Origin of the sequence: Bacteriovorax sp. BSW11_IV (assembly GCF_000447755.1) — a bacterium.
Classification (GTDB): Bacteria; Bdellovibrionota; Bacteriovoracia; order Bacteriovoracales; family Bacteriovoracaceae; genus BSW11-IV.
Map to the genome: position 1 here is coordinate 38,967 of NZ_AUNE01000004.1, position 20,000 is coordinate 58,966.

A 20,000-nucleotide genomic window follows, 5' to 3' on the forward strand; every position below is an offset into this window, starting at 1 on the left:
TTATGAAATTACATTTTCATTAAGTAGATTTGAATCACCTGAAGAAGATGTATTCTCATTATGAGTATCTTCATCGCGATTCAGGAATTTTCCTACTAATGATAAGAAATCTTCAAGGATTGCATAGGCACATGGAATAAAAATCAATGTAAGTACTGTACCGGCCGTCAAACCCCATGCCATAGCAAGAGTCATCGGAACTAGCATAGCATCTGTACCACCAATACCATATGCTGTTGGGATTAGACCAGAGATAGTTGTAAGTGAAGTTACAAGAACCGCTCTGAGTCTCATTCCCGAAGCTTTTACCAAAATTTCATGTAAAGAAAGCTTACCTTCTTTTCTCATGTCATCAATAAAACTAATGAGAACGATACCACTGTTAACGATAATACCTGCAAGACCAATGATACCAATAAGTGCTAGGAACGAAATTGGTCTTGATCTGTCGGCATAACCAGAAAGAACTGGTAAATAAAATGCAATTGAAAAGCCTAGAAGTCCCAGAGGAATCGTCATCATAATAATGAGCGGTCTTAAGTAACTTCTAAATAGGAATACTAGGATCGCAAAGATACCAATGGCCGCAAGGACTGAAGCGTTGGCAAGTGATTCCATCGATTCTTTTGTACTTTCAGCAGCTCCACCAAATTCAAGGGCAACGCCTGGAATTTCTTTTTTATACTTTGTGTACAGTTCAGCGAGTTGTTTATTGGCCACGACTGAAGTGATTTTAGTATCATCAACAGAACCTAAAAGAGTTTTAGATCTTTTGAAGTCAAAGCGCTTAATTTGTGGAGAACCTTTTCTTGTTTCAAAGTGTGCAATTGTTCCAAGTGGGACAAGGTTGCCAAGATTATCCATGATTTTTACATTTTCAAGATCTGTTGCACTTGTTCTTTGACCTTCGTTAAGTCTTACAAATAGGTCGATATCTTTATTGTTTAAAGTAACAGTTGAAGCAATTTTTCCTGACACTGCAGTTCTTACAGTTTCTCCTATACTGTTAACATTTAGTCCTAGTTGATCGGCCTTAGCGTAATCGATATCAATATAGATTTCGTCATCACCGATAACATCGTCAACCTTAAGGTCTAGAATCCCAGGTGTTTTCGAAAGATCTGCTGAAATCTTAGCAATCATACTATCGAGATCTTTTACGTTATTTGATCTGAATGTTGCAGAAATATCTTCCCCAACAGGAGGTCCGTTAATTTGAGCTTCATAAGAAACTTCTTTTACGTAATCTGCTTTAATTTCATTTCTTAAACGAGAAAGAATTTCTGTGTGTGAAAGATTGAATTTTGCTTCATCATCAACATAGATGAAGATAATCCCAACGTTGTTACCATCTTCAGCTTTTGGATCAGTTAGTTGAACTTTCGACTCACCAGCACGAGCAACAATGTGCTCAGCTCTATCCCCAAGAACTTTTTTGATATCGTTAGAAAGTTTTCCTGCAGCTTCAAGAGTCTTCTCAACTCTAGTACCATTTTCCATTTTGAAGCGTGCAACATAAATTTCTGTCTGATCAGCTGGGAAGAGAACGAATTTGTTGGCAACTCCAATCATAAAAAATGACATCAAAATAAGACCAGAGAATATCGTTGCAACGAAATATCTTCTTCTTACACAGAAATCCATAAAGGCTTCAAATTTCTTCTCAAATTTTGAGAACCAGTCATCTTTTTTGATTTCTTTTCCTTTTTTCTTGTTTACTTTAGCAATTGAATCTCCCGCCCATACAAGTCTCATTGGTAGAAATAGGAATGATTCAACAAGTGAGATTAGCAGTGAAATACAAACGATAATGGGGATGAATTTGATAAATTGTCCCATTACCCCTTTTGTTACAAGCATTGGCATGAATGCCGCAATTGTCGTAAAAGCAGTTGCAGTAATTGGAAGCCACAGCTGACCAACAGAGTTCGTGGCAGCTTCAATTGAGCTGTAGCCCTCTTGCTTTAGCCTCGTAAAGTTCTCTGCAATAACTACAGAGTTATCTACTAGCATCCCTAGGGCAATTACAAGGGCAAGGATAGTAATTGAATTTAGGTTCATTCCAAAGGCCGGCATCATCCCTAAAGTGGCCATAACGGCCAGAGGAAGAGAGAAAGAGGCCATAAGACCAATACGTCCTGGAAGGAATAAGAATAGAAATACGATTACTAGAACTAGACCAGAGATTGCGTTATTTGCTAATACTTCAAGTTTGTTCTTAACTTTTAGGGCCTCGTTTTGGAAAACTGCGAACTTCGCCTTTCCATCATAGATGTGTTCAAATTCTTTTAGTTTGTCTTCTACATCATGAACGAGAGCAATCGTATCAGCACCAGCTTTTTTAGATACAGTTAAAAGAGTAGCTTCTTCACCGTTATAACGATCTTTTACTTTAATCTCTTCTTCTGAGTCTGAAACTTGTGCAATGTCTTTTAAATAAATGGTTTGACCAGAAAAGTTTGAGCGGATCAGTACTTTTCCAAGTTCTTCTGCACTTCTAACCTTTGCTTCAAGACGGATGAGTTCTTGTTTCTCTGTGTCTTTAAGGTTACCACCAGGGATGTTTACGTTACGAGCACCAATCTTTGCCATAACTTCTGAAATCCCAATGTGTTCACGAAGCATTTTATCGTTGTCTAGAATGATCTGAAATCTTCTTTGGGCAAAACCTGATAGGATAACACTTTTTACTTTTTTGTTATCTTCTAGAGCTTCTTTTAGTGCATCAGCGATCTTATCTCTTTGTCTGTCTTCATTTGAACCAGTAATGGCAATTTGGAAAACAGGAAATTCTTCAGATTTAATTTCTGTGAATTTGGGAGGGTCAATAAGATCATTTGGAAGACCAGTCGTTCTATCGATGGCCTTTTGGATATCACTCATTACTTCGTCAACACTGTCGACATTGTCCATGTCTACACGAATGAAAATTGAACTTAATCCTGCCTGACTTACTGAACGTACATCTTTTATACCAGAGACTGTACGAATTTCGTCTTCAATGGGTTTTGTAATTTTTGTTTCGATATCATCTGCTGAAGCACCTTGATAAACAGTGATAACAGTAGACATCGCGAGGTTAACATTTGGAAAACTTTCCGCATTCATTTTCTTAAGTCCCATTACCCCGTAAATACAAAGGAAAAGGGAAAGAACGATCGTTAGCTTTGAGTTTTCGATGAAAAATTTTGCTATTCTTTTCATTCGGTTGTCCTATTTTTTATAGATTATTTAGCGCACAAGGCGTTTCTGTATAAACAGATAAATAATCTAGTAGAGTTGCAATAACGTTATACTTAGTTTGGATTTCACTTAAATTACTCTGTAAATAAGCATCTTGATCATTGATAAGCTCTCTTACAGAAATTCTCGCTTGATTAAATTTCTTTTTAGTAACACTTAAACTGTGTTCAAGCTTTTGTGAGTTAATCTGCTGCTCTTTTACAATCTCTTGTAGGAAAGCAATATTTTTTACTACCTGAGTATGATAAGCAGTAAGTTTTGCATTCACTTCATCTTGCTTTGCCATGAATCTTTTCTTTTCAACTAAATGTTGAATTTCTTCAGTAGTACTCTTTTTGCTATCGAGAGGAATATTGATTGTCAGTCCAACAGCAACACTATTTCCGCCTTCATTTTTAAGTTCATCTACTGAATTAGAAAAATTGAACTCTTTACCAATCTTTTTGTACTCAGTATTAAGTTTTACATCGATATTGTTATAACGATCAGTCACTTTTTCTTGCGATTCATATTGCAGTTTAAGATTGTTTAAAATCTCATCGTAACGAGTGTTCTCTAGAGGGATTGAAGGATAAGATTCAATCTTTGCTGTACAAGCAAGAACATTTAGAACAGTCATATTTAGGTTATAAGGAGCAAGTTGGATATCATCATTAGCAATTTCCGGAAGAAGTTGCTTTAAAGATTGAACAAGAGATTCTTTTTCAAATTTAAGAGCGATGATATTTGCTTTTCTTGCAGCGACTTGAGACTCATAACGAGCAACTTCACCAGAGTCAGCGATATTGTTTTTGAATCTTCTTCTTGCTTCTTCTGCTTGAGTTTTTGAAGAATTGAGAAGCTCTTCAGAAAGTCTTAGAGACTCTTGATTGGCCACTAGTTTCCAATATAGCTTTCTTAACTCTTGATAAAATGCTTTCGTTTGAATGTCTTTTTCAATGTCACCAGTTTGACGGCCATATTCTAGGGCCTCAATTTGGTTACGAGTTAGTCCACCTAAGAAGTCTTTAAAAAGATCCATTTGAAATTGAACAGCGATACCAGTAGTTGTTCCATTTTGAACAAAGTTATTCGAGAACTGTTCACTATATCCTTTAACTCCAAAGTTCATCCCTAGAGTTGTTGGTCTAGTGATTCCTACTGAAGCGGATTTAACGGGAGAGGTGACAGGTGAAAACGTAGAAAACGGCTTTTCAGATGTCTTCATATAATTCGCTTCACCTGTCACTTGATATGAGAATTTGTCCAATACTGAGGATTCTTGTAATTTGAGAGAGAGAAAGTTTGCCTCAATATTTTGGACAGTGGGAGAGTTCTTTGTAAGTTGTTTTTTTAAAAACGATTCATCGATTTTCGTTGTTTTCGCGTGAGCAGCGAGACCAAATGTCATCGTAGTCGCTAGCAATGCAAGTTGATGTTTCATGGATTGAGTCCCCAAAATATGATCTGTAGTGTTAATTAAACGTTTGTTTTAAATCAAACATTTGTTTGAAAATAGGCCTAAATACGGCCTTTTTCAACTTAAATTCCAGTTATTTGGGATCTAAAAGTTAAAATGTAAGTATTATTAATGGTTTACGATCTTAACGTTAAGTCGTCCAGCTCCTCATAGAGCTCAAGAACTTTTGTTTCAATGAGTTGTTGGCGATCACCAAGTGCCGCAAAGTCTTGTCCTCGCTTCTCATCCATGATCGAAAAGTCGAAATTTGCGATATTCTTCTCCACATTGGCCAGCTCTCTTTCAAGGATGTCGATTTCCATCGGAATGATCTTTAGACGCTCTTTTTCTTTATTTGAGAGCTTTTCCTTGGTCTGTTGAGTCGGTTCTGTTTGGACATTCTCAACTTGTACTTCAACTGAAGCTGAGTTTATTTCTTCATTCTGAGCACTTTCATCAATGATGTGGTCCATGGCGACGGCCTCAAGGTAAGGTTCAACCTGCTCATAGCCAGCTTCGAAAACTTCAATGGTTTTTTTATCAAGCAACCATATCTTATTGGTGACATTTGAAAGAAAAGAGCGGTCGTGACTGATGATAATAAGAGAGCCGCCAAATTCACTTAGTTTTGTTTCAAGAATGTTTAGTGTTTCAAGGTCAAGGTCGTTGGTAGGCTCATCGAAGATCCAAACATCGGCATCTTTCATGAGGTTGATGGCCATTTGAAGACGATTTCTTTCTCCTCCAGAGAATGTTTTAAGGGGTCTGTGGATTTCTTCTTTGTTGAAAAGAAAACTTTCAAAATAAGCATTCACGTGCATCTTCTTATCACCTGGCAAGAAGACAGTATCGATACCATCACCAAGAATTTCCCAAGGTGTTTTCTCTGGATTTAACTCATCTCTATTTTGAGAGAAGTATTGGATTCGAAGATTATCAGCTCTTTTAATTTTACCAGCGAGTGGTTCAAATTCACCGCGCAGAAGGTGAAGAAGAGTTGATTTACCAACTCCATTTCTTCCGATAAGTCCGATCTTATCTCCTTTGCATACATTTAACGTTACATTAGAGAAAAGTTCTTTATTTTTATAGCCGTAAGCAATTGTTTCGGCATCCATAAGAATTTTTGTTTTTCGATTTGAACTATTGATTGAAAGTTGAACTTCTTTTTTTGTTCTATCTTTGAGATCGCTGATTGATTTTCTAAGATCGTGGAAATTTTCCACACGCTTTTTACTTCTTGTTCCGCGCGCCTTAATCCCTTGGCGCATCCAATCAGTTTCTCTTCTTAGTGAGTTTGATAACCTTTGAAGTTGCGCCTTTCGCACTTGTTCCGATTCAACGAGGTAGGCCAGATAATCTTCATAGCTTCCTTTGAAGGACTCAACTTTTCCTCTGTTAATATGAAAAATCTTTGAACAAAGTTTGGAAAGTAGGTATCTATCGTGAGAAATCACAAGGAAAGTTTTTTGTGAGTTCATCATCTCTTCTTCAAAGACTTTAATTGTTTCAAGGTCAAGGTGGTTTGTCGGCTCATCCCACAGAACGAGATTGTACGGTGTCGAAAGTCCAAGACTGAGAAGAATTTTCTTTTGCTCTCCACCACTAAGGTCGCGTACAAATTTGTCATGATCATTGAGACCAAAGTAACGAAGATAAGATTCATAGTTTTGAATGAGTTGCCATCCCCCTAAGTGTTCGTACTTTTCGAGAAGGTCTTTTTGAGAATTAATAAGCGATGGATTATTGTCACCGCCAGTGATCTTAGCATTTACCTTTTCAAGCTCATCATGAATTTTTTTGATGTCAGGATAGAAGTCAAAAATAAATTCTTTGATCGAAGGATTTGTATTTTCTTGGAATTGAATTTCTTGAGGAACAAGAAATACCGAGAATGCCTTTTCTAAATCGCCCTCACCCTTGGCCTTGTCGAATTGAAATGGGGGAGTTGAAATATCGGGTTTAACTGTCTCCGTGAGAACTTTAAAAAGTGAGGACTTTCCTTTCCCGTTCAGACCTAGCAGACCAATTCTATCTTTAAATGCAATCGAAAGAGTTGCATCTTGAAAAAGAGTTTTTCCAGCAAATGAAAGATTTAGGTGCTTTAGGGTACAAAGTAAGCTCAATTCTTAACTCCATCAGGTTCGGGGGCAAATATTTCCCTATTGTCCCAAATCATTATGCGATTAGTTATAATGAAAATTGTTGAGTGAGTTGAAAGACTAACATAGTAGGAGGTCTTTATAAACTTTCCCGCAGCGGCTTACCAAACATTCAAACGACTAAAGGACAATCCGGTCTTTGGTCTTATTTATAGCACAACTATTAAGAAGTTAAAGTCAGAAGATAATCCTATTGCGAGAGCTAAAAGGCTTCATCGCGAAATCAATCGTTTTAATGAAGAAGTTCTAGCTCATCCAATCGTAGAAAATAATATCTCTTGTAAAAGAGGCTGTGCGGCCTGTTGTCATAGTCAGGTCAGTATAACTAGTGATGAGGCCGAACTTTTGGCCTCAATTATTATAGAAGGTCATGATATTGATTTAAAAAGACTCTATATCCAAAGCGAAGCGCAAAACGATGATGTAAAATGGTTTAAAACTCCATACGACATTAGGCGTTGTGTCTTTTTAAATAATAAAAATGAATGTTCTATCTATGAAAATAGACCTGCTGTTTGTCGCACCAATATGGTTATGTCTGATCCTTCAGATTGCGCAACAATGGATGGTAAGCAAAGACCTATTCGATTAATCAATACAGATAAGGCCAACATGGCCATAATGGCCGGTTACACAGTCGCTCGTACAGGTGGAACGCTACCATATTTATTGTGGAAAACTCTTCATCGCTTCAAAGGGCCTCGCTCACCACAGGGTGAATCAGCGATGGGTGAGGTGCGTCACCGCTTGAAGCAGGCGCAAAATACCGTTTCCAAAATCTTTTCAATGTAATAAACAAAGTGCATGAAAACAATTGAATGCCCCTTGTGTAAATCACAAAGGACCACACTTTATTTAGATCTGTCTCATCACAAAAATGGCCGAAAATATTACGAGTGTAGCGAATGCTCTCTTGTCTGTGCAGATGATTCATCTTGGTTAAATGCGCAGGAAGAAAAAGAGAGATATGAAAATCATATTAATGATCCACTAGACAATGCCTATCGAAACTTTTTGGATAAACTTTTAATTCCTTTAACTCCACACTTATCGCAAGGTGCACAAGGTCTCGATTTTGGTTGTGGCCCTGGCCCAACAATTAGCAAGATGATGGGCGAGCGTGGTTATAATATGAATAACTACGATCCATTCTTTCATGACGATAAAAGTGTACTCGAAAAAAAGTATGACTTTATTACGTGTACAGAAGTTTTAGAACATATGTTTAGACCTATGATTGAATTAAAGCTTCTTCGTTCACTTATTACTGAAAAAGGTGTTCTTGGTCTTATGACTGAGTTCCTTCCTGTGAAAGAAAAATTTTCTTCTTGGTATTATAAAAATGATCCAACTCATGTGAGTTTTTATTCGCACAAAACGTTTCAATGGATTGCTACTGAACTTAATTGTGAAGTTCAGTTTGAAGGCAACTCTGTAGCAATTTTATATAATTTTAAAAATGAAGAGGATTAGAATATGTATACAATGTATGGAATAAAAAACTGTGACACTGTAAAAAAGGCCATGAAAGAACTAGAGAGTAAGAATATTGCTTTTGATTTTTTTGATTTTAAAAAAGAAGTTCCTTCAAAAGAAAAAATCCTTGAATGGAAAAAAGCAATGGGTGAGTGGCCGGTTAATACAAAAGGTCGCACTTATAAAATTATTAAAGACGATTTTGAAGCTGCTACAGATGCAGGAAAGATTACTCTTATTACAGAAAATCTTTCAGCAGTTAAAAGACCTATCCTCGAAAAGAAGGGGAAGGTTGTTTGTTTCGGATTTGATAAAACTGTTTACGGTGAGCTTTAAGAGATCATGAATAAAGAAGAATACTTAAAGCGCAAAAAAGCACAACAAAAAGAATTCGAAGAGCTTCCAAGAAGAAGTAAATGTTTTAGTTGTTACAGACCACTTAATGCTTGTCTGTGCAACCATATCAGCTCATTTGATACGAAAGCGAAGTTTGTCCTGCTAATGCATATTAAAGAAGCAAGAAGGGAGAAATTAGGAACTGGAAGAATTACTGCTGCCACACTAACAAATAGTGAAGTTATTGTTGGTGTTGATTTTACAGAAGATACTCGAGTGAATGAGCTTCTTTGTGATCCTCGTTATTACCCAGTAGTCCTTTATCCTGGAGACGAAGCGTATAATGTCTCTGTCGATCCAATTGAGAAGTTTCCTTTGCCTCCTGAAAAAGAGCTTTTGATCTTTGTTATTGATGGTACATGGCCATGTGCAAAGAAGATGATGAAGGAAAGTTCTAATATAAGACATCTTCCAAGAATCATGTTCTCTCCAAATAAGAAAAGTAATTTTCTAATTAAGCACCAACCCGATGAGTTGTGCCTTTCTACTCTAGAGTCGATTCACTTTCTATTGCAGGAAATGGATAAGGTTGGTCTTGAGAATCTTGAGGGCAAAGAAGACAGGCTTCTTGGCTCATTTGGCGCACACGTCGAATTCCAGCTCAAGTGTAGCTCTGATCCCACAATTCCAAGTAATCGAGGCCGAAAGAGAATCAACAGGCCCGAAGAGATGAAAATCATCCCAAAACGTCACCGTAAGTTCGTTATTGACTAGAATGCCAACTTTTTAACTCAGGTATGTCCGAGAGTTCCTTATACTCAACCCCTCGAAATGAGGGGAAAGTAGGGCATATCTACCTGATTCTATAAGCTAAAGCGAAGTTGTATCATAAGATAAATGTAATGATTTCAAGGGAATCTTTTATGAAAAAGATAATTAGTGCACTCGCTTTATTTTCACTGCTGAATATTCAAATAACCTTCCAGACAAATGTTTTGAAGGTTGAGCTTTCACAGGCCGTTGCGGCCGAACAGCAGAAGTCTACGACGAATACAAAACAGAAAAGTGAGCAGATGGATACTGAAAAGGGTGGGGACTTTATGAACATCATTACGATGATGCTTATGGGTTACATTCTTTCTCGACAAGTTATAATGTGTAAGCCTGTTCCAACTGATGTTATGGTTGCGGCCGGAGCTGGAATAGTCTACGTAGGTGGAGAAATTTATTCTCTTAATGCCTACAAGAAAATGAAAGATGAAAAAATTGATTATGTCGTTACTGAAGATGGCTCAGCTAATGAAGATCAAATTGAATATTTGAACAAACAAAAAGAATCTTATCAAGATGTTATTAAAACAGCTAAAACAAAAAAGATGATTCAATTAGCCGCTACAGTTGGATTAGGTGCCGCTGCAGTCATGGCATATATGATTGATACAAAAGAAAAAATTGCAGCTACGACATGTGCTATGTGTGGAGCAAATGCTGGTATTGAAGGAAAAAGAGTTATTCTTGTTTCAACGCCTACTCAACCGTCAGCAGCAGTAAAGACGGAAGTCACTGCTCTTGATACTGCATCAACGGCAGCATGCACGGCTGCTAATGCAGAAGCACTAGGAACTTTATCTACTCAACTTTCTGCATGTGTGGAAAAACAAACTTTCGCCGCCTTAAATACAATGGCATGTGCTCCATTGACTGTCGGATCAAATAAGTTATTTAATCCAAATAGTATTGAATCGAAATTATTAGCAAATAATTTTACAGAAACTTTTTTTCAAGACGTTTTAATTTCATTAAAAGACTCAGGTCTAGATCATGAAATTGCATCTGACTATTTAGATCAGTATCACTCATTAAATCTTCTTGCAAAAATATCACCTTTTAAATTGAATCAACCTAACAATAATGATTCAAATATCGATTCTTATTTCAAAGCTAGGGATTATGATCGTTTTTTGGAAGGTGAAGTTTCGAGTTTATCGATAGATGACTATAAGAAATATCAGAATAATTTAAATGAACTTGATCTTCCTAAAAAAGATTTGAATTCATTTTTAAGTTTCGCTGCTCAAAAAGGAATGGATTTAATCTTTCCTGAAGCAAATGCAAGTATTATGGGCTTCGGACCTGTTGCAATGGGTGTTGTCGCAGCATTGTTTATGCCACTTAATTCAATGACTGATGTCCACATGGCCCATCCTTTCACCAGAGCGATTATTTATGGTGTTCTTACAGGTATGGCCTATATGTCTACGAGATCAATTGATAATGTTATTTCTAAAGCAGAAGGCAATATCGAGAAGATTGATGGAATCATTAAAAAGTTAATGTACTACGGAACTGAAAAGAAATTAGATGGTTCTTATAAAATGTTGAGTAATGGTTCATTTAAACCATTCGACAAAGGCCGTGCAATAAACATTTCTGATGGTAATTCAAAAATGTCATGTGTTGTAGAAGGTTCTAAACCAGGAGTATGTGGTTCACTTGGTAGTGCAATTAGAAATTCTTCAACATTCTCTTCATTACCTTCTAATTTTGCTACAACTGTTGGAACCTTAGGTGATGTTGCAGATGGTGTTCAAGGAAGTGCGACAATAGGATCAGGAACTTTAAGTTCAATGGATGCACTTGGTAGTCAAAGTAATGCCATTGGTAAATTAATGAAGGATCAAAAGAAAAAACTTTCAGATTTGATGAATAAAAATGGTAAAAAGGGACCAAATCTAGATGCAATGGCATCAAAGCTTCAAGCTAAAATGAAAAAAGCTGTTGAAGACGGTCTCAAAAAGAAAGGAATGACACCTGAAGGATTCCTTGCAAGTGCTGGTATTGCTGCACCTATTGAGGCGCAAAAAGAAAAGGCAGAAGAAGTGGCGGCAGTTAATACTGAGGCCCTAAAAAATGCAGGGCTAGTTGATTCAAAGGCCAATACAAATTCAGGAATGAACGACTTTAAATTTACTGATCTGGATTCAGAGGAAAGTAATGGTATGGACGCAACTGATGATGCTGTTGCCGCATTAAATGAATCTCGTGAGAGTCAGGATGATATTATTAAAAACAAAGATGTCTCAATTTTTAAAGTAATTAGTACACGCTATTTGAAATCGGGTTATCCAAGACTTTTAGACGAAATTAAGAAATAAAAAAAGGGAGCTTCTAGCTCCCTTTTTTATTTTGTTTTAACTTGTCTTAATCTACTACTCAAATCAGCATTGGCCCCTTTATTATCTGGACAGTTTGTAGGTTCGTAAGAAAAACCACCTGAGTCATGAAAATAAGTGTGTTTTTTATGTCCTTGATAATACCATTCGTTATGATGCCAGATCGAAACGATTAAACCTTTTTGTTCGATTTTCTCTAGTCGATAAATATTATTCCCAAGACTTGAGATATTTCTATATTTTTCGTTCAACTCTTTAATACATGAGTTTTCTTGATAACCAATTTTAGGGATATCTTGACTAGTACAAGCAACTAAGAAAAAAAGAATAAATAAAGTTGGAATGATTATATGATTCATGAACACCCTTTTGCGATTGATGATATCGGAAAGGGTGTTATGAAACTTGAAGGCATTTTAAATTAAAATATGGTTTCTACCAACTTTCAGAAACATCGGATTGTTCATTTAAGATATGATAGGCCCATGCCGCTAGAGAAGTCGCAACAACTGTTTTCCAAGACATGATTTTAGTCACCAATTGAAAACACTTTGATCTGTTAACATTTTTTACAGTCATTTCTTTTATATTAATTTTGGAATAGGGTTCCCAGTTGTTATCTATTTGTTGAAAAAGATCCTGAAAATTTTTAAAGTTTGTTAAAAGAGAACCGATTTGTTCTTGGATTTCCTTAACGGCCTTAGCTCTCTTTTCTTCATTTTTTATAGATGAAGCGACATAAAGAGAAATCTTTAATTTATCAATTTGAGCACCATAACCGCCAACGGCCCACTGTACTTTGAAAAAGTTTGTCTTGTTTATTTCTTTTTCGTGCTTAAGAATTTTTGCATTTTCAAGCATTAGTGAATAAGTGAAATTAAAGTAGTCGATGACTCTATCTGTGTACCACATCTTTTCCATAGTATTAAGTTCGCTCATCGCAAGTTCGACTTCTTTATTTATATCGATGGCGATGATTTCATCTGGACTGAAACTTTCTGGGAACTTCTTTAGTGCTTGGTATCCAACTTCTAAATGTCGCATTTTATAATCGAGTTTCTGTGAAAATTTTAACGATTCATTTGTGAATACGCTCTGTGTTTGCGCCGTAGATTCTAGGGTTGATTGCCACTTCTTTCTGAATTGTTTTCTGTAAACCATACGGCTATAGAGGGCCTTGTATTTATCAATTGGATTATACTTTCCTACTGGCCATAAAAGTGTACTGGCCGTTTTAATCTTGTCCGAGATTGCTCTAGAGATAAACGCGACAAATTTACAAAGAGGGACGGGGCTTATGTTATGGTCAATGATCTCACCAATGGCAGAAACGATAATATAAACGAGTCCATATCTTCTACCACCTGCGACCTCTGACCAAACCATATCAGAGAGAATATGACCAAGTTCAGGAATGAAGGTGATGATTCGCTCCATGATTTCACGAAATTTCCCATGATTATCGACCTGAAGCTCTGAAATATCACACTCACAATATTCGCGTACTGTTTCTTCATAGGCCTTGATATGAGACTTTACAACCATCGCCAATGTCGTTTCTGGTAAATAGTATTTAGTCTGCCCAATTTCTATTTTAACAAGATTTAGCGCCTTTACGTCACTATCTGAATAAGATTTATCGACTGATAAATTTTGAAAAAGTTCCCTGTATGACTCTTGTAATTCCTCTTTGTGATGATCGTGATCATGATCATCATGGGCAAGAGATAGCGTAGAAGCAAGTGCTAGTATTAAGGCAAAAATTATTGATTTCATGGGCCTATTTTTGCTCTGATCGAGGAGAATTACAAAGCAATTAGACAGTGATTATAAAAATTATAGGAGCTGTACAAAAGTTTGGTTAATGAAACTTCTTGGTAGTATCCTCCCAAAATGAGAAAAATTATTATCCTATTACTTTTAATATCTATAAAGGGCTTCGCACTGTCTTTGAATACTGAAATGACTGTGGAGCTTGATTCAACCTTAACCCGTGAAGAAGGGCACCAACTCAATTCTGCTGAAAATGAATTGAGTATTTCGATTGAAAAGAAATTTCTAGAAATATTTAGTCTAGGGCCAAAAGTGATTTTTTCATCAGAAATGGGAAAGGGAAGCGAGCCCATCTCAAGACTACACTCATTAGGACCTATGGCCAGTGTTGGGTCATCTTTTTTCAACGATAAGCTAGTGGTTGGACTAAGTTACTCTTATCAATTTATTCAAGATAACTACCTTCAAAATAAGTATTCCCTAAAAGGGGAGCATCAAACTGAAGCAAGCATTCTCTATATATTTAATCCACTGTTTTCTACTGAGATTTATGGAGAGTTTGTTAAATTTGCAGGTGGAATTCCACTTTATAGTGCGACTTCTGATTATGATTATATTTATGGAATCAATCTAAAATTTGATTTCGAAAATTTTAATATGGGACAGGCCTTCGAAAGAAATGTTTCGGCCCAGCTGAATGAATTTCATAAGAGATCAAATAAAGTCTATGATCGTTGGCATTTTATTTCTTACGTCGGGACGAGTGTTTATGGCATTGATGCAGAAGTCTCTGCAATACTTTACCCACTTCGAAACAACTATTACAAAACATTCGCAAAAGATACATTTAAAGTTTTTGATATTGGTTTAAATATTTCAAAGAAATTGGAGTTCTAATGAAGAAGATATTGTTATTATCAATGGTTCTGTTGATTTCTTGTGGCCGTAAACAAGACGATCCTCAAGTAGCAAAAGATAAAGAAAACCTTGCCCAAATTAGTGGGACAGTTAATTACAATAAAAATGGGTACCGCAATATTTACTTGAATCAAAAAATTCAGGATGTAAGTGTCGTTGTTGAAGAAGATGCTTATGAGAAGAGTATTGTTGTTGAAATAAAGCCAACCTGCTCAGAAGAAGTTATGAGATTTATGGGCCTAGTTCCTAATGGTCCTTTCAGTACGAAACTAGAACTTGTTAAAGGCACTGCTGATATAAACGTTGCACTGAAGTGTGTTAATGAAGACTGCTCGCGCTTTGTTGTAAATGTAGTAGAAGATAAAGAAGGTGAGCAAGGACAGTACCCGATTCTGGTTGAGAAAAAAGAAGAGCTTTATCTTCAGAGTTGGACACCAAAAGGACAGGGCGTAAGTACTCGTCAGGAATTTGATAATGTTGATCTGTGTAAAGTGGTCGAAGCTAAAAACAAAAAGACAATTGGTCTCTTTGTGGATTTTGATGATGTTGATGACCAATTAGGCTTCATTGATAGCTTCTTTAAAGATTCACAAAGTAAAAAAGCTTCAGAAGTTCTTGTGAGTAAATGTGAGAATGAACTTAAAGGTACATTTGTAAAAGAATCTATGGGAACAGTTTATTTTAATATGATGAGCTCTCGTCGTATGAATTTAAATACTTTCCAATTTGAATACGATAACTTCTCTTACGGTCAATGTGTAGTTGAAAGCAATATTACGTATACTGAACTTTCTGTGTATGCAGAAGGTCAAACGAGAGAAAGCGCTCTTAAAAATGCTCAGCTACAATGTGTAAATGTTTTAAGAGGTTATGTAGACGATCACTATGAGCGCGAAGTTCATAAAGTGGCAAAGTCTAATAAGTGGCTTGCTAAATTAAAGTGTCATGAGCTAAAAGGGGAAGAACACTTTAGCTTATAAAAAATATGACAATATACTTAATCTATATGGTCCTAGGTATTTTCGCTGGGACACTTTCTGGACTTTTTGGAATTGGTGGTGGGATTGTAATTGTTCCCACCCTGGTTTTTTGTTTTAAGGCAATGAACTTTCCTGACAGCATGATCATGCACATGGCATTAGGGACTTCCTTGGCCACAATTTTCTTTACGGCACTCAACTCAGTTTATGCCCACCATAAAAAGAATAACGTTTCATGGAACCTCGTTTTAAAGCTTGGAATTGGAATTGTTATTGGAACTGCGAGTGGGGGATTTCTTTCTCACATATTGTCAGCAAAAACATTGGCCATTATTTTTGCTTGTTATATTAGTTTCGTTTCAATGAAAATGTGGTTCGGATTAAATAGTGAAGGCGTAAGAAGAAGTGTTCCACTTCTCGTGTATAATTGTGTCGGTTTTATAATTGGTTTTAAGTCTGCATTACTAGGAATTGGTGGTGGTACTATAAGCATTCCTTTTCTAACTTATTCGGGTGAGCCGATGAAGAAGGCCGTAGGAGTATCAGCTGCCCTTGGACTGCCAATTGCATTTGTCGGTGCCATCACTTATGCAATGAATGGGCAAAGCGTGGCAGGACTTCCAGAACATAGTTTTGGTTTTATCTATGTGCCAGCACTTGTTGGAATCGTTTTAACGAGCTCTATTTTTGCAAGATTTGGAGCAGCTCTTTCTCATAAGCTGCCCCAAGATAAGATGAGAAAAGGATTCGCACTGTTTTTAATGGTTGTTGCCATTAAAACTATTATTTCTTTTTTATAATTTATATTCGTAAAGATGAAACCCTTCTTCATAGTAGGGTTTCATGAGTCCATCCTTGTATTGAAGAATATCTTTTTTCTTCTCGAATTTTTTTGTAAAACCGTATTTCTCATAGGCCTTAATGGCCCATTTTGCATCTGGATGGGCAATCAGAATCATAGAGTCTTGCCCTTTTTTCTCAGACATAAATTTGGCAAAATCCATTAAACGTTTGCCATGTCCTTTACCAACATGAGAAGCATCTAGGTAGATGTAGCCTAGGTATGTTTGCTTTCCAAAATACTGCATGGAAATAGTTCCGACGTCATTTTTTTTATCATCTGTTCCTATATAGAAATCTCTCATTTCATAGTTCTTCTTCATCCATTTCTGATCTACACAGTGTTCTGGCATATCTTTAGGATCGACAATTGGTCTGTACCATTCGGCCGACGAATTGATAAAGCGAGCAATCTTTTTCATATCTTCGAAATTCGCTCTTTGAATAGTAAATGTTTTAGCAGGTTTCATGTAAGACTCCTTGATTAATTTTTTTGATCAATTGATAAAGAGTGTCTCCACGAGTTTTAATACTCGTTAGTTCAATATATTCATTTTCTGTGTGCATTCCTGCACCAATTGGGCCTAGTCCATCGAGGATAACTTTTCCCTTAGAACTGAAGTAATTCGCATCAGCAGCGCCACCGACAACCCTTTCTTTGATCGATATTTTCTCATTTTCTTTAATGAGCTCTTTGTAGACTTCAAATAGCTTTCGACTCTGAATACTTTTTGCAAGAGGTGGGCAGTCATCAACAATTTCGTAAGTAACATTTGAGAATTGTGTTTGATTTTTATTATGAACATTTCTACTTTCTAATATATCTGAAATTTTAGCACTCACTTCCTCGCGACTATCAAAACACGGGAAGCGAACATCAAGTTGTGCATAGGCCTTGTCACTTACGATATTATGTTTTTCTCCACCTTCAATTTTTCCAACATTGACTGTGATGTCCTTATCGTAATTTGTAAGTTCATGGATCTTTGCCATTTGGATTGCAAGTTCTGCACAAGCATTCACTCCATGGGCGTGATGTCGTCCTGCATGGGCAGATTGACCTTCAAATGTTATATCGTACCAACGATTTCCTTTTCGTGAACTTATGATGTCACCGTTTTCTAGAGCAGGCTCAAGACCTAAAATAACATCTGAGTCTTTTGCATAATGTTCAAATATTTCTTGAAAACCAGGAGAGCCCATCTCTTCATTTGGTGAGCAAATGAAGCGTATTCCGTAGTTTGAAAGATCTTCATTCTTTTCGGCCAAACGAGACAGAGCATATATTCCGACAGTGACACCACCCTTATTATCGATGATACCCGAACCAAATATTTTATTGTCAGATGAACTGACGATAGGATTCTTCGATAAGGGATAGACTGTGTCTGCGTGACAGATAAGAGTAATATATTTTTCTCTTTTATTTTTTGATTGAGCTACAAGTAGGTGTCCACTTCTTGAATGATTGTCAGGATTGGGGATTAAATTTGTTTCGAGGTTGAGTTCAGTTAATTTATCTTTCAAAATTTTTTGAACTTGATTCACTCCACAAATATTATCTGTTTCAGAACTTATCGATGTTAATTTTTTTAGAAAACGATTCCAATATTGGATAAAATCCTCCTCGGTGATTAACACGTTAAAAAACAATTGACCCATAAACAACTGCTTTAACTGTCAATTCGTATAAACCTAATTAATTTTTTGATTGTGGGGAGTTAATCTGTTATAAATAGGGAACTAGAGGAGGTACAATGAATAACTTAAATGATATTAATTGGAACCACTTATTTTGTTTTTACGAAGTTGCAAAAGCTCAATCCCTCAAAAAGGGAGCTGCTTATTTGCAAACTGCGCCTTCAACTTTAAGTGAAAAATTAAAAAAATTAGAACAGACATTGAACAAAAAACTCTTCATCAGAAGCTCTAGTGGTTTAAAGCTTACGATGGATGGAGAATTTCTATTTGATCAAATCAGCACCATTTTTGAAAATGGTAGAAAAGTTATTGAAAGTCTATCTGGTGATATCGTCGGTGGCTATCCTGTTCAAGTCGGTATTGAAGAGACATTTTCGACTGAAATCGCTGCAGAATTTGCTTCTCAATATTGGGATTTATTCGCTCCATTTGGAACTGTAAATACATTGAGACAAGCAGATCATGAAGTTCTTATCGAGAACCTTGTGCAAGATAAAATTGATTTTGGTCTCTCACTTAGAGTTCCTAAGAGAAAGAATATTGAGTATGCAGAAGTTGATTCATTTGAAATTGTTTTTTGTTGTTCTGATGAGCTGTACGATAAATTTAAAAATGAACATGATATCCTTATCAATATCCCTTTTGCAGAAGCTCCATGGGATAAAAGTCTCAATGATTCAATATACGAACATTTGAGAAAAAATAATGTTCGGCCTCGAGAAAAAATTACAAGTGATCACCCAGAGTTTTTAAAGAAACTTTGTCAACGTGGTCGCTGTGTAATGTTTTTGCCTAAAAATCCATTAGAAGATTATGAAGGTTTAAAAACTTTTCAATTTGGACAACCTCTTAGAATTGCTTTATACGCACTATGGAAAAAAGATAGGGAAGGATTGGTCTCTATAAAGAAGTTAAAAGAGCTTATTAATTCTAAGCTCTCGCAAGTTCCCGAACGATATGCTGATGTGGACTATCAGATTGAAGTTTCAGATATTTCAGACGATTTACTTGTTTGATAATGATTGTTCGAGCTCCTCGAGAAAGAAGGCCACATTTGTGGATTTCTTTTTTGTGCTCGGATAGATTGCCCAGATTGGAACTTCGGTTGTCATATAATTTGTTAATATCGGTACAAGCTTTTTACTATCGATATAAGATCGTACATAGACTTCTGGTAGTCTAACAATACCTGTGTTTTGAAGAGCTGCATTGAGAAGTGCTCTTGCATTATTAGAGGTGAAGTTTCCATTGATTTTAATTGAGTATTGTTTTGTCTTTTCTTTAAAAACCCATTGACCATTATTCCCAGCGAGGCAGTTATGGTCTTTAAGTTCATTTGGTGTTTTTGGCGTACCGTTCTTAGAGAGATATTTTTTCGTAGCACAAATATATTCTTTTCGCGTAGAGATTCTTTTAGCAATCATAGAGGAGTCAACGAGATGTCCTACACGAATGGCCATATCAAAATTTTCTTCAACAAGATTCACTATTTTTTCTGAGAACGAAAGTTCGATTTTTAACTTAGGATATTTTGCTAAAAGTGATGAGGCCACTGGAGTTAGATACTCTTCTGCGAAAGCACCTGCCGCAGTAATGCGAAGTAGTCCTTGGGGATAATTGATCGATTCTTTTATATTATTTTTGGCATTTTCAATGGCCGATACGGCCTCTAAACAGGTTTCAAAAAACTTTTCACCCTCTAAGGTTAGTTTGACTAGACGTGTTGATCTGTTCAGAAGTTTTTGACCAATCTCATTTTCGAGTTGTTGGATGGATTTACTCAGGTGGGCCTTGGACACGCCAAGCTCTTTTGCCGCCTTGGAGTAGCTTAAATATTGAGCAACTTTGACAAAGACATAGGTGTGGCCGAAGCCTTTTATTGTTTCCATATGTAAACACTATGTAAATTTAAGATTGTATTGTCAATAATGAGTTAGAATAAAGCATAAAAATTGAGACG

The 20,000-nt window shown here is 36.3% G+C and carries 17 protein-coding genes; 9 read left to right on the forward strand and 8 right to left on the reverse strand.

From position 1 onward, the window contains the following. The 3 genes from M899_RS01095 to M899_RS01105 all read right to left on the reverse strand — a co-directional run bounded on the left by M899_RS01095 (position 1) and on the right by M899_RS01105 (position 6,807). On the reverse strand, positions 1-3,204 hold the full coding sequence (locus M899_RS01095; protein ID WP_021269536.1) for an efflux RND transporter permease subunit: 3,204 nt from the start codon (positions 3,202-3,204) through the stop codon (positions 1-3). A 16-nt stretch (positions 3,205-3,220) separates the two neighbouring features. Further along, a complete protein-coding gene (locus tag M899_RS01100; protein WP_021269590.1) occupies positions 3,221-4,666 on the reverse strand; it encodes a TolC family protein in 1,446 nt (481 codons plus the stop codon). Positions 4,667-4,818: 152 nt separating this feature from the next. Then, entirely contained in the window at positions 4,819-6,807 is a 1,989-nt protein-coding gene (locus M899_RS01105; protein ID WP_021269508.1) for an ABC-F family ATP-binding cassette domain-containing protein, read from the reverse strand. Between the two features lie 309 nt (positions 6,808-7,116). On the opposite strand from M899_RS01105, the gene M899_RS18160 reads away from it, so the two are divergent. The 5 genes from M899_RS18160 (at position 7,117) to M899_RS01130 (ending at position 11,810) form a co-directional block, all read left to right on the forward strand. Further along, positions 7,117-7,635: a YkgJ family cysteine cluster protein gene (locus tag M899_RS18160; RefSeq protein WP_255345069.1), complete on the forward strand. Its 519-nt coding sequence runs from the start codon at positions 7,117-7,119 to the stop codon at positions 7,633-7,635. A gap of 12 nt (positions 7,636-7,647) precedes the next feature. Further along, positions 7,648-8,316, forward strand: a complete 669-nt coding sequence (locus tag M899_RS01115) for a class I SAM-dependent methyltransferase (RefSeq protein ID WP_021269571.1) — start codon at positions 7,648-7,650, stop codon at positions 8,314-8,316. Positions 8,317-8,319: 3 nt separating this feature from the next. Then, the gene (locus M899_RS01120; protein WP_021269584.1) at positions 8,320-8,655 is read left to right on the forward strand and encodes an arsenate reductase family protein; all 336 of its coding nucleotides are present in this window, start codon (positions 8,320-8,322) and stop codon (positions 8,653-8,655) included. Positions 8,656-8,661: 6 nt separating this feature from the next. Then, positions 8,662-9,429 carry a tRNA-uridine aminocarboxypropyltransferase gene (locus tag M899_RS01125; RefSeq protein ID WP_021269547.1) on the forward strand — a complete coding sequence of 256 codons (768 nt, stop codon included), beginning with the start codon at positions 8,662-8,664 and terminating at the stop codon, positions 9,427-9,429. Between the two features lie 149 nt (positions 9,430-9,578). Then, complete coding sequence (locus tag M899_RS01130) at positions 9,579-11,810, forward strand: hypothetical protein (protein ID WP_021269591.1); 2,232 nt, start codon at positions 9,579-9,581, stop codon at positions 11,808-11,810. 26 nt (positions 11,811-11,836) lie between these two features. Here M899_RS01130 and M899_RS01135 read toward each other — a convergent pair whose 3' ends face one another. Continuing rightward, positions 11,837-12,187: a hypothetical protein gene (locus M899_RS01135; RefSeq protein ID WP_021269523.1), complete on the reverse strand. Its 351-nt coding sequence runs from the start codon at positions 12,185-12,187 to the stop codon at positions 11,837-11,839. A gap of 76 nt (positions 12,188-12,263) precedes the next feature. Beyond that, the gene (locus M899_RS01140; RefSeq protein ID WP_021269594.1) at positions 12,264-13,604 is read right to left on the reverse strand and encodes a hypothetical protein; all 1,341 of its coding nucleotides are present in this window, start codon (positions 13,602-13,604) and stop codon (positions 12,264-12,266) included. A gap of 117 nt (positions 13,605-13,721) precedes the next feature. On the opposite strand from M899_RS01140, the gene M899_RS01145 reads away from it, so the two are divergent. From M899_RS01145 to M899_RS01155, 3 genes are read left to right on the forward strand one after another with little or no spacing between them, the layout of a single operon-like run. Beyond that, positions 13,722-14,498: a hypothetical protein gene (locus M899_RS01145; protein ID WP_155897029.1), complete on the forward strand. Its 777-nt coding sequence runs from the start codon at positions 13,722-13,724 to the stop codon at positions 14,496-14,498. After that, the gene (locus tag M899_RS01150) at positions 14,498-15,499 is read left to right on the forward strand and encodes a hypothetical protein (RefSeq protein WP_021269602.1); all 1,002 of its coding nucleotides are present in this window, start codon (positions 14,498-14,500) and stop codon (positions 15,497-15,499) included. The genes M899_RS01145 and M899_RS01150 overlap by 1 nt, the downstream gene beginning before the upstream one ends. Positions 15,500-15,504: 5 nt before the next feature. Then, complete coding sequence (locus M899_RS01155; protein ID WP_034727248.1) at positions 15,505-16,299, forward strand: sulfite exporter TauE/SafE family protein; 795 nt, start codon at positions 15,505-15,507, stop codon at positions 16,297-16,299. On the opposite strand, the gene M899_RS01160 is transcribed toward M899_RS01155, so the two are convergent. Together M899_RS01160 and M899_RS01165 are read right to left on the reverse strand one after the other, a co-directional pair. Further along, a complete protein-coding gene (locus M899_RS01160; RefSeq protein WP_021269529.1) occupies positions 16,294-16,809 on the reverse strand; it encodes a GNAT family N-acetyltransferase in 516 nt (171 codons plus the stop codon). The genes M899_RS01155 and M899_RS01160 overlap by 6 nt on opposite strands. Beyond that, positions 16,796-18,001, reverse strand: coding sequence for a M20/M25/M40 family metallo-hydrolase (locus M899_RS01165; RefSeq protein WP_021269532.1), 1,206 nt, complete (start codon positions 17,999-18,001; stop codon positions 16,796-16,798). Before M899_RS01165 ends, M899_RS01160 begins: the two co-directional genes overlap by 14 nt. A 95-nt stretch (positions 18,002-18,096) precedes the next feature. On the opposite strand from M899_RS01165, the gene M899_RS01170 reads away from it, so the two are divergent. Beyond that, complete coding sequence (locus M899_RS01170) at positions 18,097-19,056, forward strand: LysR family transcriptional regulator (RefSeq protein ID WP_021269569.1); 960 nt, start codon at positions 18,097-18,099, stop codon at positions 19,054-19,056. Here the strand turns inward: M899_RS01170 and M899_RS01175 are convergent. After that, entirely contained in the window at positions 19,045-19,929 is an 885-nt protein-coding gene (locus M899_RS01175; RefSeq protein WP_021269616.1) for a LysR family transcriptional regulator, read from the reverse strand. The genes M899_RS01170 and M899_RS01175 overlap by 12 nt on opposite strands. Positions 19,930-20,000: the final 71 nt, after the last annotated feature.